Genomic DNA, 22,415 nt, shown 5'->3' with positions numbered 1-22,415 from the left:
CCTTTTCAAAAGAGAACCTGTGCAGCTGAGGCCAAAGCACTGGGGCAAACGAAAGCAGGGACGCTGCGGCGCCAGGGCGCGCGTTGCGACAGGTTCGGTCATGGTAGGACTCCCGAAGGAACGACGTCCGTAAGTAGCCGGTTACAGGAAGGGGCTCCTTGCCCGCGTTCTGACCGTGGCTATCTGCCATTGTTCATGGCTTGTTTCCGGCCATACGTGAACGGGACAACACTTTGGCCGCCCGAGGGGCAATTGTCCGACGAGCTGTAACCGGATATTTAGAGAGAATCTTTGACGAACTGCAGCTGCTTCTCCTTGAGCAGGGGCTCGTAGCGCGGCGAGGTATAGATCAGCAGGACCTGCTTCTTGCGCGCCGCCTGGGCGCTGAACTTGTAGAAGACGGTGTCGTGATCGAAGGCCAGATAGGCCTGGGCGTCGTCGTCCTGGGTCAGACGCTCGAAGGCGGCGGCCGACGACTGGGAGGAGGGTTTGCCGTACTTCTGGGTTAGGCCTTCGGCGATCAGGAAGGATTGCGCCAGGGGCGTGACGATGGACAGGCGTAGGAAGCGGCCATCGATGAAGAAGGCGCCGGCCTCGACCTTTTCACCGGCGAAGGTCAGGTCAGCGCATTCGAAATACTCGACGCCGACCACATCGATCTTGCGCGGCTGGAAGGTGCAGAGCTTTTTCGCCAGAAAGGCTTTCTGGTCGGTGCCGAAGGCGATCCCGGCGTAGCCGTCCACGGCGTGGGCCGGCGCGGGGACGAGCACCAGCAGCGCCAACAGGGGCGCAAGGAGAGGCGACAGGTAGGACCTGACGGTCATGGTGATCCGGATTCCCTTCACGAAGGCCCGCAGGCCCACTCAACCCGACGGATGCTAAGAGCTCCGCCGGGGCTTTGCCACCGCTGTCGACGGCTTTTGTCGAGAGGTTCAGGGTTGGCGTCAGGCGATGCCGGGCGGAATCTGGTCCTTGCCGTAATCCTTGAGCTTTTCCAGATTTTCCGGCTTCTGGTGCTCGGGGACGTCGTCGCCGTCGGTAGGGGTGTCCAGGGGTTCCTGATCGCGGGTGTCTTCGCTCATGGCAGCGCTCTCGGCAGGGGATGTCCGACTTTGAGGGGAGCGCCGACCCGGCGGTTCCGCACCGTCAGGCGCTGGTGTCGCTGAGCCAGCCTTCGCGGCGGGCCAGGCGCCAGGCGAGCAGTGCAGAGATCAGGCCGCGCAGGGCCATGAAGGCAAGAAAGGCCAGCCACAGGCCGTGATTGCCGAGGCCGCGCAGCAAGCCGCCGAGCGGCAGCGCCAGCAGCAGGGCCAGCAGCATCGAGTTGCGCATCTCCCGGGCGCGGGTGGCGCCGATGAAGAGGCCATCCAGCAGGTAGCTGACCATGGCGATCAGCGGCAGCACGGCCAGATAGGGCAGGTAGGCGTGAGCCTCCTGGCGTACCGCGGCAATGTCGCTCTGCAGGGCGACGAAGAGATCGCCGCCCAGGGCGAAGGCCACGGCGAAGCCGAGGCTGGCCAGCAGCGACCAGCCGCCGGCGATCACCAGCACCCGGCGCAGGGTGGCGCCCTCGCGGGCGCCCAGGGCATGGCCGGCCAGGGCCTCCACCGCATGGGCGAGGCCGTCGAGGGCGAAGGCAGTGACCAGCAGGCCGTTGAGCAGCAGGGCGTTGACCGCCACCGTGGTCTCGCCCAGCTGGGCGCCCTGGGCGGCGAACAGCAGGAACACCGCCTGCAGCGCCAGGGAGCGGATGAAGATGTCGCGATTGACCGCCAGCAGCGGTTGCCAGCTGGCGAGGCGGCGCAGCGCCGGGCGGTCGATCCGGCCCGGCCACAGCCGCAGGCGACGCAGCACCAGCCAGAGGCCGAGCAGCATGCCGCTCCATTCCGCCAGCACCGAGGCCAGGGCGATGCCCTGCACCCCGGCGCCGAGGCCGAGTACGAAGCCGGTCACCAGCAGCAGGTTCAGGACATTGGTGGTGAGCAGCAGCACCAGCGGCGTGCGCGCATCCTGGGTACCGAGCAGCCAGCCGATCACCGCGTAGCTGAGCAGCGCCGCGGGCAGGCCGAGCAGGCGCAGGTGCAGGAAGCGCGCGGCCAGGTCGGCGAAGGCGGGATCCAGGCCGAGCCAGGCGAGCAACGGCTCCAGCGCCAGGCTGGCGGCCAGCAGCAGGAGCACCGACAACCCCAGCCCCAGCAAGCCGGCCTGCAGGAGGATCTGGCGCAGCGCGGCGCCGTCGCGGCGGCCGCTGGCCTGGGCGGCGAAGCCGGTGGTGCCCATGCGCAGGAAGCCGAGGATGCCGAGCAGGGCGGTGTAGAAGGCGCCGCCCATGGCCACCGCGGCGAGCTGGCGGGCCTCCGGCAGATGGCCGGCGATGGCGCTGTCGACTAGGGTCACCAGCGGCACGCTGAGATTGGACAGGATCATCGGCGCGGCCAGGGCCCAGACGCGGCGGTGCAGCAGGGGATGACGCCAGTCGGCAAGCAGGGTGGACATGGGCTAATCGCAGCGGCGGCGGAGGGCGCATTGTAGGCCAGCCGGACTGACTGGTCCTCCGCCGCAGCGCCTGCGGGTGTCAGTCCAGTTGGCCGCCGCCTTCGCGCAGGTCCGCCTGGGTGGTCGCCGCGCAGGTGAGCGCCAGGCGCAGGCCGGCGACCAGGGTCTCCAGCGCCATGGACGGCGCCCCGGGCTGGTGTGCGGCCTGGGCCGGCAGGTAGGGGATGTGGATGAAGCCGCCGCGTACCCCGCTGCCCTGCAGGCGATGCTGCAGGCCATAGAAGACGTGGTTGCAGACGAAGGTGCCAGCGGTCTGGGACACCGCCGCGGGGATGCCGGCGTCGCGCAGGACCCGGGTCATGGCCTTGATCGGCAGGGTGCTGAAGTAGGCGGCGGGGCCGCCGGCCACCACCGGCTCGTCGATCGGCTGGCGTCCGGCATTGTCGGGGATGCGGGCATCGTCGACGTTGATGGCGATGCGCTCCAGCGACAGTTCGGCCCGCCCACCGGCCTGGCCGACCGCCACCACCAGGGTCGGGCGATGCCGCTCGAGCAGCTCATCCAGCACCCGGAGCGCGGCGCCGAATTCGGTCGGCAGCTGCGCCGCGACCACGGTCAGGTCGCCGAGGCGCTCGCCATCCAGCTGGCGCACGGCTTCCCAGGAGGGGTTGAGGGTCTCGCCGCCAAAGGGTGCGAAACCGGTGAGCAGCAGGGTCATGGGATACCTCACATCAGCAGATAGAGCAGCACCACGTTGCAGGCCAGCACCGCCAGGGCGGTGGGGACCTGGGCCTTGATCACGGCGTTCTTGTCATCCAGTTCCAGCAGGGCCGCCGGGACGATGTTGAAGTTGGCCGCCATGGGCGTCATCAGGGTGCCGCAGTAGCCGGAGAACATGCCGATGGCGGCCATCACCGCCGGATCGGCGTGGTAGACGCCCACCAGCACCGGCACGCCGATGCCGCCGGTCATCACCGGGAAGGCGGCGAATCCGTTGCCCATGATGACGGTGAAGGCGGCCATGCCCACCACATAAACCACCACCGCCACCAGGCGCAGGTCGAGGGCCACGTAGGCGGTGGCCAGGTGCGCCACCGCCTTGCCGACGCCGGCGTCGGTGAAGACCAGGCCGAGCATGGCCAGGGCCTGGGGCAGCACCAGCGACCAGCCCAGGGCATCGGTCAGGCGGCGCGATTCGCGCATCGCCTGGATCGGCGTGTCACGGGTCAGCCAGCAGGCCAGCGCCAGGGCCACCAGGGCGCCCAGGCCGAGGGAGACGAAGGTGACGTTCTTGGGGTCGAGCAGCGGCAGGCCGGCGATCTGCACGTCCTTGAGCAGCACGCTGCCGATCACCGTCACCACCGGAATGGCGAGGGCCGGAATGAACAGGCGATTGCCCAGGCGGCCGGCGCTGGCGCGGGTTTCGCGTTCGGGACGAGTCACGTGATGCCCGCTGCCCACCGCGCCGCAGCCGGCCAGCACCGCCATCAGCAGCACCCCGGCGCCCACCCAGGCCGGCGGCAGGCGATCGCCGATCAGGAACACCAGGCTGAACAGGCCCCAGAACAGGCCGCTGGTCCAGCGCTTAGGATGCTGACGATCGGCCAGAGTCATGACCGCGGTCAGCGCCAGGATGGCGCCGGCCAGCCAGAACAGGTACTGGATCGACAGGATCATGGCCGTACCTCCCGGTTCGCGGTCAGCTCGCGATAGAGCTGGCGATCGAAGCGGTGCAGGCGCAGGGCGTGGATGAAGAAGGCACAAAGCGCGGTGGGAATGCCCCAGAGGGCGATGTGCAGGGGTTCGACATCGAGTCCGGCGCCGAGCAGGAAGGTGTGCATCAGGGCGATGGCGCCAAAGGCGACGAAGATATCCTCGCCAAAGAACAGACCGACATTGTCGGTGGCGGCGCAAAAGGCCAGCAGCCGCTGGCGCAGGGCCTCGGGCAGGCGGCCATGGCGTTTTTCGGCTGTGCCTTCGGCCATGGGCGCCAGCAGCGGCCGCACCATCTGCGGATGGCCGCCGAGGCTGGTCAGCCCCAGGGCGGCGGTGGTCTCGCGGACGAAGAGGTAGAAGATCAGCAGGCGGCCCACGGTGGCGTTGCGAAAGCGCGCGATCCAGTTCTGCGCATGCAGGCGCAGGCCATGGCGTTCGAGCAGGCCGATCACCGCCAGCGGCAGCAGGATGATCAGCGGCAGGGCGCGCGCCTTGATGAAGCCGGTGCCGATGGCGGCGAGCAGCGCCTCGGGGCTGAACTGGGCGGCGATCCCGGTGGCCACGGCGGCCAGGGCGACCACCAGCAGCGGATTGAACCTCAGCACGAAGCCGACCACGATGACCAGCACGCCCAGCAGCGGCCAGAGGTTGACGGTGGTTTGCATAGGTGGATGTCTCCAGCGGGTCCACCGCGCTCCGGGCAGACGGTGCGGCGGACAATGGGAAGCCGCGAGCGGCTTCGGCTGATCCAGGCAGTGCCCGTGGCACGGCTCGTTATTGTTGTCGGGCGTCCTTTGACGTGGCGCCGGCTGGCATCTTTCGCCGCCGGTGGAGGTGGCGTCCAGCAAATAAAACTGTTCGCCGCCGATAGGGAAAAGCGGGGCAGACAAGGCTGCTGGTGGGGGTAAAGTGGCAGGATAGCCTTGTCGAGGTCCCCATGAATCTGCGCTTTCTCGATACCTTCGTCTGGGTCGCCCGCCTGGGCAGTTTCCGCCTGACGGCGGAAAAGCTGTCCACCACCCAGGCGGCCATTTCCAGTCGCATCGCCGTGCTGGAGAGCGAACTGGGCGTGCAACTGTTCCTGCGCGATTCCCGCGGCGTGAGCCTGACCGCCGAGGGCCATCGGGTACTGGGCTACGCCGAGCGGATGCTGGCCACCCAGCGCGAGCTGCACGAGGCCCTGGGCCATGGCCAGACCCTGGAGGGTCGCCTGCGCATCGGGGTGATGGATACGGTGATCCACAGCTGGCTGGACCAGCTGATCGCCGCGGTCACCCAGACCTATCCGGCCATCGAGCTGGAGCTGACTGCCGACACGGCACTGAATCTGGCCGAGCAACTGGCGCGGGGGCAGCTCGACCTGATCTTCCAGACCGATCTCCTGCGCGCCGAGGGCATCCGCAACCTGCACCTCGCCAGCTATCCGGTGCGCTGGCTGGTGGCCAGCGACAGCCATCTGGCGCGGCCCTATGCCAATCTCGCCGAACTGGCGGGCGAGCGCCTGATCACCTTTTCCCGCCATTCGCGCCCGCACCAGGACATCCTCGGCCTCTTGCAGCGCGAGGGCATCGCCGAGCCGCGGGTCTGCTGCATCAATTCGGTGGCGGCCATCATCAAGCTGATGGGCGAGGGCTTCGGCATCGGCGCCCTGCCGCCGGCCCTGGTGATCGAGGAATTGGCCCGCGGCAGTCTCATGCCCTTGCCGCTGGCCGGCCCGCCGCCCTTCGATGTCCAGGCCAGCTGGCACGGTGGCGCCGGCCTCGCGCTGAGCGAGGCGGTGGTGGCCCTGAGCCAGACGGTGGTGGCCGACTGGTGCACCCGCCTGGGCCCGGAGCGCGCCTTGCCGGTGCTGGTCTAGCCCCGATGTTGCTACAGCTTCTTATCGCCAGCGCCCGGAATCTTTTGTTGGACAGCGGCGCTCCGGCTTTCCGACACTCGAGCTACCTTCTCAGAGGATCCTGTCATGCCCGCTCGCCTGCTGCTCAATTGCGATTCCGGTGAAAGCTACGGTGCCTGGTCCATGGGCGACGATGCCCATGCCATTCCCCTGGTCGACCAGGCCAACCTGGCCTGCGGCTTCCACGCCGCCGATCCCCTGACCATGCAGCGCGCCGTGACCCTGGCGGTGGCCAACGGCGTGCAGATCGGCGCCCACCCGGCCTATCCCGATCTGGTGGGCTTCGGCCGGCGGCCCATGGCCTGCACCCCGGCCGAGGTGGAAGCCATGATCCTCTACCAGATCGGCGCCCTGGACGCCTTCTGCCGCGCCGCCGACGTGCGCGTCGAGTACGTGAAGCCCCATGGCGCCCTCTACAACGCCCTGGTCAAGGACGATGCCCTGCTGAGCGCCGCGCTCTCCGCCTGCGCTCGCTATCGCCAGGGACTGCCGCTGATGGTGCTGGCCAAGGCCGACAATGACCGCGAGCGCCGGCTGGCCGAGGCCGCCGGGGTGCCGCTGCTGCTGGAAGCCTTCGCCGATCGCGCCTATCTGGCCGACGGCTCCCTGGCTCCGCGTGGCCAGGCCGGCGCCGTCCATCACGATCCCGAACGCATCCTCGCCCAGGCCGTCGCCATCGCCCGTGGCGAAGACTTTCCCGGCTTCGATGGCCAACCCATGCGGCTGCAGGCCGACAGCCTCTGCGTGCATGGCGACAATGCCGAATCCCTGGCGGTGCTGCGGCGGCTGCGCGCCGCGCTGGACGCCCTATGATCGTCGGCAAACCCTTTGGCGTCGCGGCGCTGCTGCTCGAACTGGCCGAACATCCCGATGCCGAGCTGCCCCCGCGTATCGCCCGCCTGGGCGAACGGATTCGCCGGCGCTTCGGTCCGGCGGTGACCGATCTGGTGGCGGGCTGGACCAGCCTGCTGGTGCACTATGATCCCTTGCAACTGACCCTGACCGAGTTGCAGGCCGGCCTCGACCCCCTGCTGGCCGACTGGCCGGGCGCCGCTCAGGCGGGCGAGGGCGGGCGGCTGCACCAGGTGCCGACCCTCTATGCCGGGCCCGATCTGGCTGAGGTGGCCGAGCGCTGTGGCCTGAGCGAGCGCGAGGTCATCGCCCTGCACAGCGGTCACGACTATCAGGTGGGCGCCATCGGCTTCATGCCCGGCTTCGCCTTTCTCGGCGAGCTGGACGAGCGCCTGGCGCTGCCTCGGCGCAGCACGCCGCGCACCGGCGTGCCCGCCGGCAGCCTGGCCATCGCCGAGCGCCAGACCGCGGTCTATCCGCAGGCCTCGCCGGGCGGCTGGAATCTCATCGGTCGCTGCCTGTGGACGGTCTTCGACGCCCAGGCCGAGCCGCCGTGCCTGCTGGCACCCGGTGATCGGGTGCGCTTCGTGCCCGTCGACGAAGCGGCCTTTCGCGCCCAGGGAGGTCAGCCATGACAGGGTTGCAGGTCATCAAGTCCGGTCCCCTGACCCTGTTGCAGGACCTGGGACGCCAGGGCTGGCAACACCTGGGCGTGGCCCCTTCGGGACCCATGGACGGCCATGCCGCGCGCTGGGCCAATCGCCTGGTGGGCAATCCGGTAACGGCGCCGCTGCTGGAGATCGCCCTGGGCGGTGCCGAATTCGAGATCGAGACCGCTACCTGGCTGGCGCTGACCGGCGCGCCGCTGGACGCCCGCCTGGACGGCGAGCCCCTGCCGGCCTGGTCGTGCTTTCCGGTGCAGGCTGGCGCGCGGCTGCGCCTGGGCTTCGCCCAGGCCGGGCAGCGCGCCTACCTGGCCGCCGCCGGTGGCGGTTTCCAGGCGCCGGCGACCCTGGGTAGCGTGGCCAGCAATCGACGCGAAGGCCTGGGCGGGCTGGAGGGCAGCGGCGCGCCCCTGGCAGCCGGTCAGCGGCTGGCCTGCGCGGCGGTGAGCGCGCTGCATGCCCAGGGGTGCGGTCCGGCCGCGCGCTTCGTGCCGGACTATCGCGCGGTGCCGACGCTGCGGGTGATCCTCGGCGGCGACGCCGAGGCCTTCGGACCGGCGCAGCAGCAGGCGTTCTTCACGCAGCCCTGGCGGATCAGTCCGCAATCCGATCGCATGGGCATCCGCCTGGCCGGGGAGGTGTCCCTGGCACCCCCACGTCGCCAATGGTCGCTGGGGGTGGTGACCGGAGCCATCCAGGTGCCGCCCGATGGCCAGCCCATCGTGCTCATGGCCGATCGCCAGACCATGGGCGGCTATCCGCTGCTGGGCTTCATCCATCCGCTGGACCTGGCCCGCCTGGCCCAGTGTCCGGCCCATCACGAGGTACGTTTCGCCCCGGTGGAGCTGGCCGTCGCCCAGGCCGAGTGGCGGCGTTTCCTGGCCTTCTTCGGGGGTTGAGCACGCAGTCGGTCACGGCCGAGGAATCTTGTCCGCTTCGATGAGTCGCACGCTCAAGGACGACGCCGACTTCCCTTTCTCGGCGTCTGGCTTGAAACTTGCGTCACACGTCCGCTGTGACGACCGACAAGAAGGAGCTGGAACCGGCGATGAAAACTCCCAAACGCATCGAGCCGCTGATCGAGGACGGCTTGGTCGATGAGGTGATACGGCCCCTGATGAGTGGCAAGGAAGCGGCGGTCTACGTGGTGCGCTGCGGCAGCCAGGTACGCTGCGCCAAGGTCTACAAGGAGGCCGACAAGCGCAGCTTCCGGCAGGCCGCCGAGTACCAGGAGGGGCGCAAGGTGCGTGGCAGTCGGGAAAACCGCGCCATGGCCAAGGGCTCCAAGTTCGGTCGGCGCGAGCGCGAGGACAACTGGCAGAACGCCGAGGTGACGGCGCTTTATCGCCTGGCCGACGCCGGGGTACGGGTGCCCAAGCCCCACGACTTCCTCGACGGCGTGCTGCTGATGGACCTGGTCACCGATGGCAATGGCGAAGCCGCCCCGCGGCTCAATGACGTGACCCTCACTGCCGAGGAAGCGCTGCGCTATCACGAGCTGATGATCGGGCAGATCGTGCGCATGCTCTGCGCCGGCCTGGTCCACGGCGACCTTTCCGAATTCAACGTGCTGCTGGCCGAGGACGGTCCGGTCATCATCGACCTGCCCCAGGCGGTGGATGCCGCCGGCAACAACCACGCCTTCCGCCTGCTGGCGCGGGACGTGGAAAACATGGCGCTGTATTTCGGCCGCTTCGCCCCGGAATTGCGCAACACCCGCTATGCGCCGGAAATGTGGGCGCTGTTCGAGAAGGGCGAGTTGTTCGCCAATACCCGCCTGACCGGCGAATTCGTCGAGCGCGAAGACCAGGCCGATGTCCATGCGGTGATGCGCGAGATCGAGGCGGCCCGGCGTGACGAGGAGCGCCGCCAGGCGGCGCGCCGTGAACAGGACGAACCCAGCGTGCGGGAGGAGCCGCCGCCGCCCTGGCTAAGCTGATCGTGAAGCAGAACGATTAGCGCTGCGATGAGACGAACGGCCCCAGTGGTCGGGCGATGAACGGCGTCCTCTGGGCGCCAGCGCGCTAAACTGGGCACTGAACAGCACAGGACTCTTTTCATGCAAGGCCATCCGGACGTCATCAACTACCTCAACCAGCTGCTGCGCGGCGAGCTGGCGGCGCGCGACCAGTACTTCATCCACTCGCGGATGTACGAGGACTGGGGCCTGATGCGCCTGTACGAGCGGATCGGCCACGAGATGGAAGAGGAGACCCAGCACGCCGATGCGCTGCTGCGCCGCATCCTGTTCCTCGAAGGCACGCCGGACATGCGTCCCAACGCCATCACCGTCGGCCAGACCGTGCCGGAGATGCTGCGCGCCGACTTGGCGCTGGAGTACGAGGTGCGGGAAGCCCTGGCCCAGGGCGTGGCCCTGTGCAACCAGCACAAGGACTTCGTGACCCGCGAGATCCTGGTGGTGCAGCTGGAAGACACCGAGGAAGACCACGCCTACTGGCTGGAGCAGCAGCTGGGCCTGATCGACAAGATCGGCCTGCAGAACTACCTGCAATCGCAGATGAAGGGCGGCACCACGCCCCATGGCGCCGGCCTCTGAGGTCGGCCGAGCGGCGCCGCCAGGCGTTGCTCAGGACGTGCGGGTGTCACCCTCCGGCGCCCGTGGCAGATAGAGCGAGATGCAGGTACCCACGCCCGGCGTGGTGTCGACCTGGATCTCGCCACCCGACTGGTGCACGAAGCCATGCACCATCGACAGGCCCAGTCCGGTGCCCTGACCCGGCGGCTTGGTGGTGAAGAAGGGATCGAAGATCCGCTCCAGGATCTCCGGCGCGATGCCGGTCCCGGTGTCGCTCACCTTGACCCTCACATAGTCTCCGGCAGGCAGATCGTCCGGTCGCTCGGGCGCGTCCTTGGGCAGATTGGCCGTGGACAGCCGCAGCCGCCCCCCCTGGGGCATGGCATCCCGGGCATTGATCGCCAGGTTGAGCAGGGCGCTTTCCAGTTGCACCGCATCGATCACCGTCGGCCAGAGCGGCTCCGCCGGTTCGGCCTGGACCTCGATCGCCGGGCCGACGCTGCGGCGGATCAGCTCTTCCATGGCCAGCATCAGCTCGTTGACGTCGGTGGGCTTGGGTTCCAGCGTCTGCCGCCGGGAAAAGGCCAGCAGGCGCTGGGTCAGGGAGGCGGCGCGGGCGGCGTAGGCCTGGGCGCCACCGAGCAGCCGGTCGAGCTGGTCGGTCCGCTGCTGCTGCAGACGGAGCTCGATCAGCTCCAGGCTGCCGATGATGCCGGCCAGCAGGTTGTTGAAGTCATGGGCGATGCCGCCGGTCAACTGGCCGATGGCCTCCATCTTCTGCGCCTGATGCAGCGCCTGCTGCGCCTGGGTCAGTTCGGCGGTGCGTTCGATGACGCGCTGTTCGAGGGTCTCGTTGGCGGTACGCACCGCCTGGAACAACTGCGCCTGCTCGATGGCGATGGCCGCGCGAGCGGCCAGGGCGACCATCAGGCGTTCATGGCGGGCGTTGAAGCGGCCCGGTTCGGGATGGCCGAAGCCCAGTCCGCCCAGCACCGCGCCGCTACGGGCCACCACCGCGACGGCTAGATAGCTGCGCACCGGCAGTTGGCCCGCGCGGCTGCCTTGCGGCGCCAGGGCGTGGCCGAGCTGGGGATCGCTCGTCAGGTCATCACTGCGGACCACGCCCGCGCTGCCCAGGGTGGTGACGAACAGGGCGGTGGCGGCGGATTCTCCAATCTGCTCGAAAAGGTCCCGCTCGACGCCGGACAGGGTGAAGCGCTGCAGGCGTCCGCCACCTTCTTCATGGCGTTGATGGAAGTAGGCGCCGAAAGCCGCTCCGGTCAGTTCCACGCCGGCATCGGTCACGGTCTGCACCAGGTGTGCCAGATCCAGCTGGCTGGCCAGTTCCGTATCGATGCGCTTGAGAGCCTCCAGGGTGCGGGTTTCCTCGCGCAACTCGGCTTCGGCCTGCTTGCGGTCGCTGATGTCGACCAGGAATTCGAAGGCGCTGCCATCCGGCAGGCGCTTGGCGGCCACCAGGGCCCAGCCGGTCGAGCCGTCGCGGCGCCGATAGCTGCGTTCCTCGGGCGGCACCTGAGCGTCGGCGCGGGGCAGCAGCGGTGCGGGCCAGGCGATGCGCCCGGCGGCCAGATCACCGCGGTCATGGCCGCTCATGCGCAGGAAGGCGTCATTGGCGTCGATCAGCCTGCCCTCGGCATCGAAGCAGAGGGCGCCCACCGTTTCGATTTCCAGCGCGGTGCGAAAGCGCCGCTCGCTCGCTTCCAGGGCGGCCCGGGCCAGATGGGCTTCGGTGACGTCTTGCCCCTGGCAGAAGATGCCGATCACCTGGCCGGCTTCGTCGGTCAGGGGTTCGTAGATGAAATCCAGGTACAGGGTGCGGACCGGTTCGCCCGCGGTCTCCAGACGCAGGGGCTGGTGCTCGGCGACGAAGCGGCGACCGCTGCGATAGACCTGCTCCAGCCACTCGAAATAGCCCTGATTCTGCAACTCGGGAAAGACCTCGCGCACCGTGAGGCCTTCGCGGGGCCGGCCATCGAACAGGCGGCTGTAGGCGACGTTGACGAAGTCGAAGACATGCTCCGGCCCGCGCACGATGGCGACGAAGCCGGGCGCCTGCTCGAACATCCGCCGCTGACGCGCGGCCTCGGCGGCGCGCCGGCGCTCGTCGAGGATGCGCTGGGTGGTCTCGTGGCCCTGGTTGAAGATCCCGGCGATCTCGCCGCCTTCACCGCGAATCGGCGTGAAGCTGTAGTTCCAGTAGGTCTCGCTGACCACACCCTGGCGCACCATCGGCAGCAACTGGTCGAACACCGAAAAGCCCTGGCCGCTGCTCAGAACCTGCCCGAACTGCGGTCCGACCACCGGCCAGATGTCCTCCCAGACCTCCTGGGCGGGACGGCCGAGGGCCCAGGGGTGCCGCTCCGCAGGAATCGGTGCCCAGGCGTCGTTGTAGAGCAGCAGCAGGTCGGGGCCCCAGTAGATGGCGGTGGGAAAGCTGGAATTCAGGCAGATGCTCAGTGCCGAGCGCAGCGATTGCGGCCACTGCGACGGCGGGCCCAGGGGCGAATCCGACCAGTCGTGGGTGCGCAACCGGGCGCCCATCTCGCCGCCGCCGGCGAGAAAGTCCAGTTCGTTCCAGTCGGCAATCTGCGCTGCCATCTATCGTGCCTCCCCCGGCCACTTCTGCAATCCCAGGCGTTCAGACCACAAGGGACGCGGAACTGCAGGACCCTGAGCGGATTTTTTGGTTCGCCACGCCCTTACAGCCGGGGCGCATAGCGCTCGATGGCCTCTGGCAGGGCCCAGCCGGCGGCGAAGGCCAGCACCAGCACCACCAGCGGCAGCAGCACCCACCAGGTCCGCGTCGGGATCGGCTCCAGGCGATTGCCACCGGTCTTCTGCAACAGCGCCAGGCTCAGGCCGCAGAAACCGCCGGCGAGCAGGGCACCGGCGAGGATGTCGGTGGGCCAGTGCACGCCCAGGTAGACGCGGCTGAGGGCGATCAGTATCGCCGGCAGCGCGGCGATCACCAGCCAGGCGAGGCGCCCGCGCGGACCATAGCGGCGGCCGACAAGGATGCCCAGGGTCAGGAAGAAGGCGAAGGAGGCCGAGCTGTGGCCGCTGGGCAGGCTGTAGGTGGTCAGCGGCTCGGCGAGCACGTCGGGGCGGGCGCGGGCCAGCAGATTCTTCAACTGGCCGTTGGCCAGGGCGGTCCCCAGGGTGGTGCCCAGGGCGAACAGCAGCGGGCGCCACTGGCGGTAGGCGGCCAGTACCAGGATCAGCACGGCGGCGAGGATCAGCTGGGTGCGGAAATCGCCCATGCGGGTGATGACCACGGCGACCAGGTTGAGCCAGCCTTCGCGATGCTCCTGGACCAGCGCCATCAGGCCTTCGTCGAAGGCGCGCAGATGGTGCCAGCCGAACAGCAGGGCCAGCAGCCCGGCCAGGCAGAGGGCGCCGCTGATCAGGGTGGTGCCGGCGCGCTCGCGCCAGGCGCCATGGGCCACCACCGTCAGCAGCACCGCCGCGCCACCGAAGACGATGCCGGCCTGTTGCCAGAAGCCCTCCGGCAGCGGCAGGCGGAAGGCCGCGCCGGTCACCCAGCCCGGGCCGAGATAGGCGATGGACCAGCCCGCGGCGGCCACCAGGCTGACGCTGACGAATTTGACCAGGGGCATGTCGAGCATGCCGGCGATCAGCGGCAGCAGCGGGCGCAGCGGACCGATGAAGCGACCCACCAGCAGACTGGCTATGCCGTATCTGTGGATGAAACCCTCGGCCGAGCCGATCCATTCCGGATGGCTGCGCAGTCCGGGCAGGCGGCGGATGCCTTCATGGAAGCGCCGACCGATGAAATAGGACACTGCATCGCCAAGGATGCCGCCGAGAAAGCCCAGCAGCAGGGTATCGAAGAGGTTGAGCGCGCCATTGCCGGCGGCGACGGCCACGGCGAACAGGATCACCGTGCCGGGTACCACCAGCCCGGCCAGGGCCAGGCACTCGAGAAAGGAGATGATGAAGATGGCCACGCCCAGCCACTGGTGGTGCTGGTTGATCCACTGGGTCAGGCCGTCTAGCAGTTCCGTCATCGAAAGGCTTCCTGGGGGCTGGGGGTTGCGTCCTCAGACCCATGGGGAAAGCCTTGGTTGCCTCAAGGACGCGGATCGAGACGCAACGCCTCGGGGCTGGGGGATTGTAAATCGCGCTCGGGAATTTCCCAGACCCATAACTGTGGCGGGGTTTGTCGAAAGGCGGGAGGGTGACTGGCCGACATCCGCAGACCAAGAAAAAAGGCCCGCGGGTGCGGGCCTCTTGCTTATTCCTCGTTGCGCGAGCGGTAGGGCTGCGGCCGCGAGAGTTGCGGTCGGCCTTCCTGCTCTTCGAAGAAGTAGCGCAGATAGAGGTTGCCGTTGACGTCGCGCTCGTCCTGGGAATTGTCCAGGCCCAGGCGACCGCCCAGGGCGAACTGCCCGCTGAGGCGGTATTCGCCATTGGCGGAGAGGCTGTAGGCCACGCCGGTCTTGCTCTTGCTGCCGTACTGGCCTTCGCCGGCGGCTTCTGCGGCGGCCTGCAGGGCAGCGTCGTCCGGATAGCGATCCGCGGCGTCCTGGCGAATGGTCTGCACGCCCAGCATGCCCTGCACCTGGTAGGCCCAGAGATCGCCCCGCTGCGCCCACACCAGAGGCACGCCGATGGCGAAGTAGCGCTGCGGACTGAAGTAGCCGCCATGACCGTAGGTCAGGTGGTTCTGGTTGTTGTCGTAGCCGATCGCGGTGGCCGAGAGGCCCACGGTGAACAGGCTGTCCGGGCCATTGCGCAGGTAGTAGTAGACGCCGGTGCCGATCTCGAAGCGGTCGTTGTCCTTGACGTCGTGGCCGGTCAGGCGATGGGCCGCGCCATAGATGTAGGAGCCGTAGCGACCGTCGTCGTATCTCAGCCGCGCCAGGCCGCCGTTGGCGGTGACGCCGCCCCACTCCTGGCCGGTACGCGGATCGCGGATGCCGCCGTAGGACGCCAGGGAATCGGTCACCGAACGGCGCGATACGCTCAGGGCATAGAGCAGGTTCTCGCTGAGGCTGCTCAGCGGGCGCTCCAGGGTCGCGCCGCCAACCACGGTACTGTATCTCAGGCCCACCGGCGAGACGCCGATGTCGCCCTTGAGTCCGCGCCCGGCGTCTTCCACGACGATGGACGCCGCCACGCCGTTTTCCTTCTGGCTGCCGTCGCTGCTGCTGTCGTTGATCCGCGTCGGGGTGACGCGCACGGCCAGGCGCTGGTCGCCGGCCGGAAAGGAGATCTCCAGCGGCGCGCTGACGGTAGTCTGGCGCGAACTGCCACTGGGATCGTAGCTGCGTACGCTGAGGCCCTGGGTGATGCGGATGCTGCGCTCGCGCTGCAGCTGGCCGAGGATCTGCTCGGTGGCCAGACTGCTCGACAGGCTGCGGGCGGGCACCACGGACAGGTCGTTGAAGGGGTTGTTGGCGGCCTTCTGCGCCTGCAGCGGATCGCTCCAGGCGTAGTCGGCGCCGCCGGCGTTGCCACCCGCGGCGGCCGGAACGGCGGCCAGGGCGTCATCGCTGCGGGTCTGCCCGGGCAGGGCGGCAAAGGGGTTGTCGCTGGCGCCGGCGGCGCGGGCCGCGGATTCGCGATCCTTGCGCTCCACCTGCACCACCTGTTCCAGCAGGCCGGTGGCAGTGCCGGCCATGCCGATGTCGCGGTAGAGCAGGGCGGCGCGGCGCAGCACCAGGGGATCGCTCTGGCCGAGCTTGACCGCCTGGTCCAGATACTGGCGGGCGGTGACGCTGTCCTGGGACTTGGCGGCGATTTCGGCGGCGCCCAGATAGAGCTCGGCGTCCTTCGGCTGGTCGCTGAGCACGTCGCGATAGAGCTGGCGGGCCTTCTGGGTGTCGCCGCTGGCCAGGTACATGCGCGCCAGGGCGGCCTGGGCGGCCTTGTCGTCGGGACGGGCCTTAAGCGCCGGGGCCAGGGTGTCGTAGGCGGCGGCCAGCTTGCCCTGGTCGGTGAGGCGATCGGCCTGGCGGATGCGGTAGCGGGCGAGGAGGTCGTCGTACTGCTGCTTCTCGCCGCTGTCGAGCACCACGCCCTGCAGGTCGCGCAGGACGTTGCCCACGGTCTGGTCCTGGTTCAGCTGCAGCTGGATGCTGGCGTAGTGCAGCTGCATGGCGGGCGCCGGGCGGGTATCGCCGGTGATCATCGGCTTGAGCAGGGCCAGGCCGTGCTCGGGATCGCCGGCGGTGGCGAAGGCCTCGGCCAGGTCGCCGATCAGATCCGGATTGCGACCGGCGCGGGCTTCCAAGCGCTGCATCAGGCTGCGCGCTTCCTCGCGGCGACCCTGCTTGGCCAGGGCCACGGTCTCGGCCAGTTGTTCGTTGAAGGTGATGCGCGCGGCCAGGGCGTTCATGTCGGGCGAACGCTGCGCCTGGGGAATGCGCATCAGGGTCTGCATGGCGCGCGGGTATTCACCCAGCTCGTTGGACAGCAGGGCGCTCGCATAGAGCACCTCGGGGCGCTGGGCGCCATCCTTGACCAGGCTGTCCACCAGGTCGCGGGCGGCGCGCGGCCGGCCCTGACGGACCTCCAGGCGGGCCTGGGCCAGGCGTAGCCAGGGATCCTCCGGGGACTCCTGGCGTGCCTGTTCCAGCAGGCGCGAGGCACCCTGCAGGTCGCCCCGCGCCTCGGCGGCTTCGGCTTCCTGCATGGCCTGGCCGGCGCGCAGGCGATCCAGGCCCTTGACCGGGTTCTTGGCGCTCGGCTGCAGATTCTTGGTGAGTTGCAGGGCTTCTTCGGTGCGGCCCAGCTCGTTGAGCGCGGCGATGCGCCCATAGTAGGCGTCGACGTTGGCCGGCTCGCGCATCAGCACCTGGCGGTAGGTGGCCTCGGCCAGTTCCCATTGGCGCTTCTGGCTCTGGATGCCGGCGAGGAACAGCTGCGCCTCGACCGCTTCGGGCTTCAGGCGGATAGCTTCCACGCTGAGATCCCGCGCCTGGTCCAGCTCGCGCTTGTTCTCGGCCGCGTGGGCGCGTTCCAGCAGGTGGTGGTAGCGCGCCTCGTCCAGCGCCGGCTGCCAGGTCTTGCCGCCTTTCTGCACGGCCTGGGTCAGCAGCTGCTCGGCATCGGTCCAGCGCTGCTGCGCCAGGCGGGCACTGCCCAGCTTGCCCAGGGCATCCGGATCCTGGGGCGTCTTCTTCAGCTGGGCTTCCAGCGCCTGGACGGCGGCCGCGGTCGGCGCGGCGTCGGCAGCGGCGGCCCAGGTCGCGTCGGCATGGATCAGCAGGGCGAGCAGACCAAGGGACAAGGTGAGGTGCTTGGGCATGGTTCTTTCCGTGAAGGCTGGTAGGCGTCGCTGCAGCACCTGGCGCAGAGCTGGAACGATTTCGGCTATTAGGGAATAGCTGAACGCAAGCTGAACGGCAAATACAGCCGCGGATGATTCCCGACAGGCCGTGGCGAGTCAACCAAATCGAGCAGGCGAATGCCACCGCCAGGCCCCTCGGCGCTGGCCGCGCAGGGCCCGGCGACGCTATACTCTGCGGCTTTCCCACCGTCTTTCGCAGGCCGCCGACCATGACCGAGTCCGTCTCCGCCTACATGACCCGTCTTGGCCAGGCTGCCCGTGCCGCGTCGCGGGTCCTCGCGCGTACGTCCACCGGCCAGAAGAACCTGGCGCTGAACGCCATTGCAGAGGCCCTGGGCGCTGATCGCGAAGCGCTAGTCGCGGCCAATGCCGAGGATGTCGCGGCCGCCACGGCTGCTGGACTCGAAGCGGCGCTGCTGGATCGACTGACGCTGACGCCGGCGCGTATCGACTCGATGATCAACGGCCTCAAGCAGGTTGCCGCCTTGCCGGATCCGGTAGGCGCCGTTCGTGACCTGAGCGCTCGGCCGTCCGGGATCCAGATCGGCAAGATGCGTGTGCCGCTCGGGGTCATCGGCATCATCTATGAATCCCGGCCCAACGTGACGATCGATGCGGCCAGTCTCTGCCTGAAGTCGGGCAACGCCACCATCCTGCGCGGCGGTTCCGAGGCCATTCGCTCCAATCGCGCCATCGCTGCCTGCATTCAGCAAGGACTGGCCAAGGTCGGCTTGCCCGCCGCTGCAGTCCAGGTAGTGGAGACCACCGACCGGGCTGCCGTCGGCGCCCTGATCACCATGCCCGAGTTCGTCGACGTCATCGTGCCGCGGGGTGGCAAGAATCTGATCGAGCGCATCAGCAACGATGCCCGCGTCCCGGTGATCAAGCACCTCGACGGTATCTGCCACGTCTATGTCGACGAGGCCGCTGACCTTGCCAAGGCCGAGTCCATCGCCTTCAACGCCAAGTGCTACCGCTATGGCATCTGCGGTGCCATGGAAACGCTGCTGGTCGATGCCAAGGTGGCCGAGGCCTTCCTGCCGGCCATGGCACGCCGCTTCGAAGAACAGGGCGTGGAGCTGCGGGGCTGCGAGCGAGTGCGTGATCTGATCCAGGCCGTGCCTGCCACGGAGGCCGACTGGTCCACCGAATATCTGGCGCCCATCCTGTCGATCCGCATCGTCGAGGGTCTGGACCAGGCGATCGAGCACATCAACCACTACGGTTCCCATCACACCGATGCGATCGTGACGGAAAGCCTTGGCCGTTCGCGGCGCTTCCTGGCCGAAGTCGATTCCAGTTCGGTCATGGTCAACGCGCCGACCTGCTTCGCCGACGGCTTCGAATACGGCCTGGGCGCCGAGATCGGCATCTCCACCGACAAGCTGCACGCCCGCGGGCCGGTGGGCCTGGAAGGGCTGACCAGCGAGAAATACGTGGTCTTCGGCGACGGTCACGTCCGTAGCTGATGAGCAGCCTGCCCACCCGCATCGGCTTGTTCGGCGGTACCTTCGATCCCGTGCACATCGGCCACCTGCGCGCTGCGCTGGAGGTGGCCGAGGCACTGGCGCTGGACGAACTGCGGCTGATCCCCAGCGCCCGGCCGCCCCATCGCGAGGCGCCCAGCGTCTCCGCCGAGGATCGCCTGGCGATGGTGCGACTGGCGGTGGCCGACATCGCGACCCTGGTGGTCGATGACCGGGAACTGCGCCGGACGCGCCACTCCTATACCATAGAGACCCTGGAAAGCCTGCGCGCCGAACTCGGCGATGAGGTGCAGCTGTTGCTCATGCTGGGCTGGGACGCCTTCTGCGGCCTGCCGGGCTGGCACCGCTGGCGCGAATTGCTGGAGCTGTGCCACATCCTGGTCCTGCAACGACCCGACGCCGACAGCGAGCCCTGCCAGGAATTGCGCGATTTCCTGGCGGCGCGCAGTCAGCCCGATCCCCAGGCCCTGAAGGGGCCGGGCGGGCAGATCACCTTTATCTGGCAGAACCCGCTCGCGGTGTCCGCCACCCAGATCCGCGGCCTCTTGGCCACCGGGAAGTCCATCCGCTTCCTGGTGCCCGATGCCGTGCTTGACTACATCCGGACGCACGGCCTCTATCCGGCGTCCTCCGAACCGAGGTAAGAGTTACACCATGCAAAGCGAACAACTCGTCCAGGTGGCCATCGCCGCCCTGGAAGACATGAAGGCCCAGGACATCATCTCCCTGGACGTACGCGAGAAGACCAGCGTGACCGACATCATGGTCATCGCCAGCGGCACCTCCAGCCGCCACGTCAAGTCGCTGGCCGACAACGTGCTGGAAAAGGTCAAGCAGCAGGGCGTGCGCCCGCTGGGCAGCGAAGGCCTGGAAGGCGGCGAATGGGCGCTGCTGGACCTGGGTGACGTGGTCGTCCACGTGATGCTGCCGACCACCCGCGAGTTCTATGACCTCGAGCGCCTCTGGCGCGGTGCCGAGCAGAGCCGCGCCGCCCACGGCGAATAACGCCGGTGCGCCTGCGTCTCATCGCCGTCGGCTCGCGCATGCCGCGCTGGGTCGAAGAGGGCTGGCACGAGTACGTCAAGCGTCTGCCGCCGGAACTGCCGCTGGAGCTCGTCGAGATCCCGCTGCAGACCCGTGGCAAGAACGCCGACGTCGCCCGGCTGATCCGCCAGGAAGGTGAGGCCATGCTGGCCAAAGTGCAACCGGGTGAGCGCGTGGTGACCCTGGAGGTCACCGGCAAGCCCTGGAGCACCGAGCAACTGGCTGAAACACTCCAGCAGTGGCGCCTGGAAGCCCGCACCGTCAACCTCATGGTCGGCGGTCCCGAGGGTCTCGCTCCCGAGGTGCAGGCGCGCAGTGAACAGCGCTGGTCGCTCTCGCCGCTGACCCTGCCGCATCCGCTGGTGCGCATCCTCGTCGGTGAGCAGCTCTATCGCGCCTGGACCGTACTGGCCGGCCATCCGTATCACAAGTAGTCCGTACCTGCGATGTCGCAACCCATACGCCTCAAGGACCACGAGAAAGACGCCCAGCTCGTCCGCGCCCGCGTGACGGTCGGGGCGGTGCTGTTTCTCGTGCTCGCCTGCGTACTGGTGGCGCGCATGTACTACCTGCAGGTCATCCAGCACGACTACCACTCGACCCTGTCGGAAAACAACCGGGTCCATGTCCAGCCGATCCCGCCCACCCGCGGCCTGATCTACGACCGCAACGGCATCATCGTCGCCGACAACCGCCCCAGCTTCAGCCTGACCATCACCCGCGAGCGGGCCGACAACTGGCGGCAGACCCTCGATACCCTGGTGCAGGTGCTGGGCCTGACCGAGGAAGACCGCGAGCTGTTCGAAAAGCGCATGAAGCAGGGCCGGCGGCCGTTCGAGCCGGTGCCGGTGCTGTTCGAGCTGACCGAGGAGCAGATCGCCAAGATCGCCGTCAACCAGTTCCGCCTGCCCGGGGTCGAGGTGACGGCGCAGCTGGTGCGCCACTATCCCATGGGCGAGCACTTCGCCCATTCGGTGGGCTATGTCGGGCGGATCAACGAACAGGAGCTCAAGCGCCTGGATCCGGTCAACTACAGCGGCACCCACCACATCGGCAAGACCGGCGTGGAGCGCTTCTACGAGCCCGAGCTGCACGGCGAGGTGGGCTACGAAGAGGTGGAGACCAACGCCCGCGGCCGGGTGTTGCGGGTGCTCAATCGCACCGACCCCAAGCCGGGCAAGGACATCGTCCTGACCATCGACTCGCGCCTGCAGGCCGCCGCCGAAGCCGCCCTGGGCGGGCGCCGTGGCGCCATCGTCGCCATCCAGCCCAAGACCGGCGAGGTGCTGGCCATGGTCAGCCAGCCGAGCTACGACCCCAATCCCTTCGTCACCGGGATCAGCTTCAAGGAATATTCCGAGCTGCGCGACTCCATCGATCGCCCGCTCTACAACCGGGTCCTGCGTGGCCTCTATCCGCCCGGTTCGACCATCAAGCCGGCGGTGGCCATCGCCGGTCTCGACAGCGGTGCCACCACGCCCCAGGCCAAGGTCTTCGATCCGGGCTACTACGAGCTGCCCAACTACGATCACAAGTACCGTAACTGGAACCACGGCGGCGACGGCTACGTGGACATGGATACGGCCCTGATGAGGTCCAACGACACCTATTTCTACGACCTCGCCCACAAGATCGGCATCGATCGCCTCTCCGAGTACATGGGCAAGTTCGGTCTCGGCCAGAAGGTCGCCCTGGACATGTTCGAGGAAGCGCCGGGGCTGATGCCGTCGCGGCAGTGGAAGCGTGCCACCCGCCGCCAGGCCTGGTTCCCCGGCGAGACGCTGATCCTCGGGATCGGTCAGGGCTACATGCAGGTGACTCCGCTGCAACTGGCCCAGGTCACCTCGCTGATCGCCAGCCATGGCCAGTGGATCCGTCCGCACCTGGCCAGGACCCTCGACGGTCAGCCGCCGGCGGACCCCAATCCCATGCCCGACATCGACCTCAAGGATCCGAGCTACTGGGACAGGGCCATCCACGGCATGGAAATGGTGGTACAGAATCCGCGCGGCACCGCCCACAAGCTCAACGTCGGCGCCCAGTACCGCATCGCCGGCAAGAGCGGTACCGCCCAGGTGGTCGCCATTCGCCAGAACGAGAAGTACAACTCGGCGGCGCTCAAGGAACGCCACCGCGACCACGCCCTGTTCGTCGCCTTCGCCCCGGTGGACAATCCGCAGATCGCCGTGGCGGTGATGGTCGAGAACGGCGAGTCGGGTGGCGCCGTGGCCGGACCGGTCGCGCGTCAGGTGCTCGACGCCTGGCTGCTCGATGACCAGGGCCGTCTCAAGGCCGAGTACGCCAAGCCGACTACCGCCGGGGCGACCGCCGCCGCGACCAAGGTGCAGCCATGAGTCTTGCTCCCAACTTCGATCGCACCATCCCC

20 protein-coding genes are annotated in these 22,415 nt (G+C 68.4%); 11 read left to right on the top strand and 9 right to left on the bottom strand.

Going from position 1 to position 22,415, the window contains the following annotated elements; all coding sequences use genetic code 11:
* Positions 1-278: 278 nt before the first annotated feature.
* The 6 genes from FHR73_RS11850 to FHR73_RS11825 all read right to left on the bottom strand — a co-directional run bounded on the left by FHR73_RS11850 (position 279) and on the right by FHR73_RS11825 (position 4,877).
* Positions 279-824: a hypothetical protein gene (locus FHR73_RS11850; protein WP_183631319.1), complete on the bottom strand. Its 546-nt coding sequence runs from the start codon at positions 822-824 to the stop codon at positions 279-281.
* 120 nt (positions 825-944) lie between these two features.
* Positions 945-1,082 (bottom strand): hypothetical protein, encoded by a 138-nt coding sequence (locus tag FHR73_RS11845; RefSeq protein WP_183631317.1) that lies wholly within the window; start codon positions 1,080-1,082, stop codon positions 945-947.
* Positions 1,083-1,146: 64 nt separating this feature from the next.
* Entirely contained in the window at positions 1,147-2,496 is a 1,350-nt protein-coding gene (locus FHR73_RS11840; protein WP_183631315.1) for an MATE family efflux transporter, read from the bottom strand.
* Between the two features lie 79 nt (positions 2,497-2,575).
* Positions 2,576-3,214: a pyroglutamyl-peptidase I gene (gene pcp, locus FHR73_RS11835; RefSeq protein WP_183631313.1), complete on the bottom strand. Its 639-nt coding sequence runs from the start codon at positions 3,212-3,214 to the stop codon at positions 2,576-2,578.
* A gap of 8 nt (positions 3,215-3,222) precedes the next feature.
* Complete coding sequence (locus tag FHR73_RS11830; protein WP_007159682.1) at positions 3,223-4,173, bottom strand: DUF979 domain-containing protein; 951 nt, start codon at positions 4,171-4,173, stop codon at positions 3,223-3,225.
* Entirely contained in the window at positions 4,170-4,877 is a 708-nt protein-coding gene (locus FHR73_RS11825; RefSeq protein WP_183631311.1) for a DUF969 domain-containing protein, read from the bottom strand. The genes FHR73_RS11830 and FHR73_RS11825 overlap by 4 nt, the downstream gene beginning before the upstream one ends.
* A 272-nt stretch (positions 4,878-5,149) precedes the next feature.
* Between FHR73_RS11825 and FHR73_RS11820 the strand changes: the two genes are divergently transcribed.
* From FHR73_RS11820 to bfr, 6 genes are all read left to right on the top strand, one after another.
* Positions 5,150-6,070, top strand: coding sequence for a LysR family transcriptional regulator (locus FHR73_RS11820; protein ID WP_027597217.1), 921 nt, complete (start codon positions 5,150-5,152; stop codon positions 6,068-6,070).
* 105 nt (positions 6,071-6,175) lie between these two features.
* A complete protein-coding gene (locus FHR73_RS11815) occupies positions 6,176-6,922 on the top strand; it encodes a 5-oxoprolinase subunit PxpA (protein ID WP_183631309.1) in 747 nt (248 codons plus the stop codon).
* Positions 6,919-7,596: a 5-oxoprolinase subunit PxpB gene (pxpB, locus tag FHR73_RS11810; protein ID WP_183631307.1), complete on the top strand. Its 678-nt coding sequence runs from the start codon at positions 6,919-6,921 to the stop codon at positions 7,594-7,596. Before FHR73_RS11815 ends, pxpB begins: the two co-directional genes overlap by 4 nt.
* A complete protein-coding gene (locus FHR73_RS11805) occupies positions 7,593-8,525 on the top strand; it encodes a biotin-dependent carboxyltransferase family protein (protein WP_183631300.1) in 933 nt (310 codons plus the stop codon). Before pxpB ends, FHR73_RS11805 begins: the two co-directional genes overlap by 4 nt.
* A gap of 149 nt (positions 8,526-8,674) precedes the next feature.
* On the top strand, positions 8,675-9,565 hold the full coding sequence (locus tag FHR73_RS11800) for a PA4780 family RIO1-like protein kinase (protein WP_183631298.1): 891 nt from the start codon (positions 8,675-8,677) through the stop codon (positions 9,563-9,565).
* Positions 9,566-9,685: 120 nt separating this feature from the next.
* Entirely contained in the window at positions 9,686-10,183 is a 498-nt protein-coding gene (gene bfr, locus FHR73_RS11795) for a bacterioferritin (protein ID WP_007159675.1), read from the top strand.
* A 30-nt stretch (positions 10,184-10,213) separates the two neighbouring features.
* Here the strand turns inward: bfr and FHR73_RS11790 are convergent, their stop codons facing one another.
* The 3 genes from FHR73_RS11790 to FHR73_RS11780 all read right to left on the bottom strand — a co-directional run bounded on the left by FHR73_RS11790 (position 10,214) and on the right by FHR73_RS11780 (position 17,456).
* Positions 10,214-12,781, bottom strand: a complete 2,568-nt coding sequence (locus FHR73_RS11790) for an ATP-binding protein (RefSeq protein ID WP_183631296.1) — start codon at positions 12,779-12,781, stop codon at positions 10,214-10,216.
* Positions 12,782-12,882: 101 nt separating this feature from the next.
* Complete coding sequence (locus FHR73_RS11785; protein ID WP_183631294.1) at positions 12,883-14,211, bottom strand: bifunctional DedA family/phosphatase PAP2 family protein; 1,329 nt, start codon at positions 14,209-14,211, stop codon at positions 12,883-12,885.
* 227 nt (positions 14,212-14,438) lie between these two features.
* Positions 14,439-17,456, bottom strand: coding sequence for a cellulose biosynthesis protein BcsC (locus tag FHR73_RS11780; RefSeq protein ID WP_183631292.1), 3,018 nt, complete (start codon positions 17,454-17,456; stop codon positions 14,439-14,441).
* A 251-nt stretch (positions 17,457-17,707) separates the two neighbouring features.
* Between FHR73_RS11780 and FHR73_RS11775 the strand changes: the two genes are divergently transcribed.
* Genes FHR73_RS11775 through mrdA form a run of 5 tightly spaced genes read left to right on the top strand, consistent with a single transcriptional unit; the run spans position 17,708 to position 22,383 of the window.
* Entirely contained in the window at positions 17,708-18,967 is a 1,260-nt protein-coding gene (locus FHR73_RS11775; protein ID WP_183631290.1) for a glutamate-5-semialdehyde dehydrogenase, read from the top strand.
* Positions 18,967-19,629 (top strand): nicotinate-nucleotide adenylyltransferase, encoded by a 663-nt coding sequence (gene nadD, locus FHR73_RS11770; RefSeq protein WP_183631288.1) that lies wholly within the window; start codon positions 18,967-18,969, stop codon positions 19,627-19,629. Before FHR73_RS11775 ends, nadD begins: the two co-directional genes overlap by 1 nt.
* 10 nt (positions 19,630-19,639) lie before the next feature.
* A complete protein-coding gene (gene rsfS, locus FHR73_RS11765) occupies positions 19,640-19,990 on the top strand; it encodes a ribosome silencing factor (protein WP_007159669.1) in 351 nt (116 codons plus the stop codon).
* 5 nt (positions 19,991-19,995) lie between these two features.
* Positions 19,996-20,463 (top strand): 23S rRNA (pseudouridine(1915)-N(3))-methyltransferase RlmH, encoded by a 468-nt coding sequence (gene rlmH / locus FHR73_RS11760; protein ID WP_007159668.1) that lies wholly within the window; start codon positions 19,996-19,998, stop codon positions 20,461-20,463.
* Positions 20,464-20,475: 12 nt separating this feature from the next.
* Positions 20,476-22,383, top strand: a complete 1,908-nt coding sequence (gene mrdA / locus FHR73_RS11755; protein ID WP_183631286.1) for a penicillin-binding protein 2 — start codon at positions 20,476-20,478, stop codon at positions 22,381-22,383.
* Positions 22,384-22,415 lie beyond the last annotated feature (32 nt).

The organism is Pseudomonas sp. AS2.8 (assembly GCF_014190935.1).
Lineage (GTDB): Bacteria > Pseudomonadota > Gammaproteobacteria > Pseudomonadales > Pseudomonadaceae > Chryseomonas.
This window is presented reverse-complemented; position numbering and strand designations above follow the sequence as displayed.

What these genes read in the sequence shown, in the direction of transcription:
- FHR73_RS11785 (WP_183631294.1), bottom strand. Translation starts at nt 14,211, where the DNA reads ATGACGGAACTGCTAGACGGCCTGACCCAGTGGATCAACCAGCACCAC.
- FHR73_RS11805 (WP_183631300.1), top strand. Translation starts at nt 7,593, where the DNA reads ATGACAGGGTTGCAGGTCATCAAGTCCGGTCCCCTGACCCTGTTGCAG.
- FHR73_RS11825 (WP_183631311.1), bottom strand. Translation starts at nt 4,877, where the DNA reads ATGCAAACCACCGTCAACCTCTGGCCGCTGCTGGGCGTGCTGGTCATC.
- FHR73_RS11790 (WP_183631296.1), bottom strand. Translation starts at nt 12,781, where the DNA reads ATGGCAGCGCAGATTGCCGACTGGAACGAACTGGACTTTCTCGCCGGC.
- pxpB (WP_183631307.1), top strand. Translation starts at nt 6,919, where the DNA reads ATGATCGTCGGCAAACCCTTTGGCGTCGCGGCGCTGCTGCTCGAACTG.
- rsfS (WP_007159669.1), top strand. Translation starts at nt 19,640, where the DNA reads ATGCAAAGCGAACAACTCGTCCAGGTGGCCATCGCCGCCCTGGAAGAC.
- nadD (WP_183631288.1), top strand. Translation starts at nt 18,967, where the DNA reads ATGAGCAGCCTGCCCACCCGCATCGGCTTGTTCGGCGGTACCTTCGAT.
- FHR73_RS11820 (WP_027597217.1), top strand. Translation starts at nt 5,150, where the DNA reads ATGAATCTGCGCTTTCTCGATACCTTCGTCTGGGTCGCCCGCCTGGGC.
- FHR73_RS11850 (WP_183631319.1), bottom strand. Translation starts at nt 824, where the DNA reads ATGACCGTCAGGTCCTACCTGTCGCCTCTCCTTGCGCCCCTGTTGGCG.
- FHR73_RS11845 (WP_183631317.1), bottom strand. Translation starts at nt 1,082, where the DNA reads ATGAGCGAAGACACCCGCGATCAGGAACCCCTGGACACCCCTACCGAC.
- FHR73_RS11840 (WP_183631315.1), bottom strand. Translation starts at nt 2,496, where the DNA reads ATGTCCACCCTGCTTGCCGACTGGCGTCATCCCCTGCTGCACCGCCGC.
- FHR73_RS11780 (WP_183631292.1), bottom strand. Translation starts at nt 17,456, where the DNA reads ATGCCCAAGCACCTCACCTTGTCCCTTGGTCTGCTCGCCCTGCTGATC.
- FHR73_RS11815 (WP_183631309.1), top strand. Translation starts at nt 6,176, where the DNA reads ATGCCCGCTCGCCTGCTGCTCAATTGCGATTCCGGTGAAAGCTACGGT.
- FHR73_RS11830 (WP_007159682.1), bottom strand. Translation starts at nt 4,173, where the DNA reads ATGATCCTGTCGATCCAGTACCTGTTCTGGCTGGCCGGCGCCATCCTG.
- FHR73_RS11775 (WP_183631290.1), top strand. Translation starts at nt 17,708, where the DNA reads ATGACCGAGTCCGTCTCCGCCTACATGACCCGTCTTGGCCAGGCTGCC.
- bfr (WP_007159675.1), top strand. Translation starts at nt 9,686, where the DNA reads ATGCAAGGCCATCCGGACGTCATCAACTACCTCAACCAGCTGCTGCGC.
- pcp (WP_183631313.1), bottom strand. Translation starts at nt 3,214, where the DNA reads ATGACCCTGCTGCTCACCGGTTTCGCACCCTTTGGCGGCGAGACCCTC.
- FHR73_RS11800 (WP_183631298.1), top strand. Translation starts at nt 8,675, where the DNA reads ATGAAAACTCCCAAACGCATCGAGCCGCTGATCGAGGACGGCTTGGTC.
- mrdA (WP_183631286.1), top strand. Translation starts at nt 20,476, where the DNA reads ATGTCGCAACCCATACGCCTCAAGGACCACGAGAAAGACGCCCAGCTC.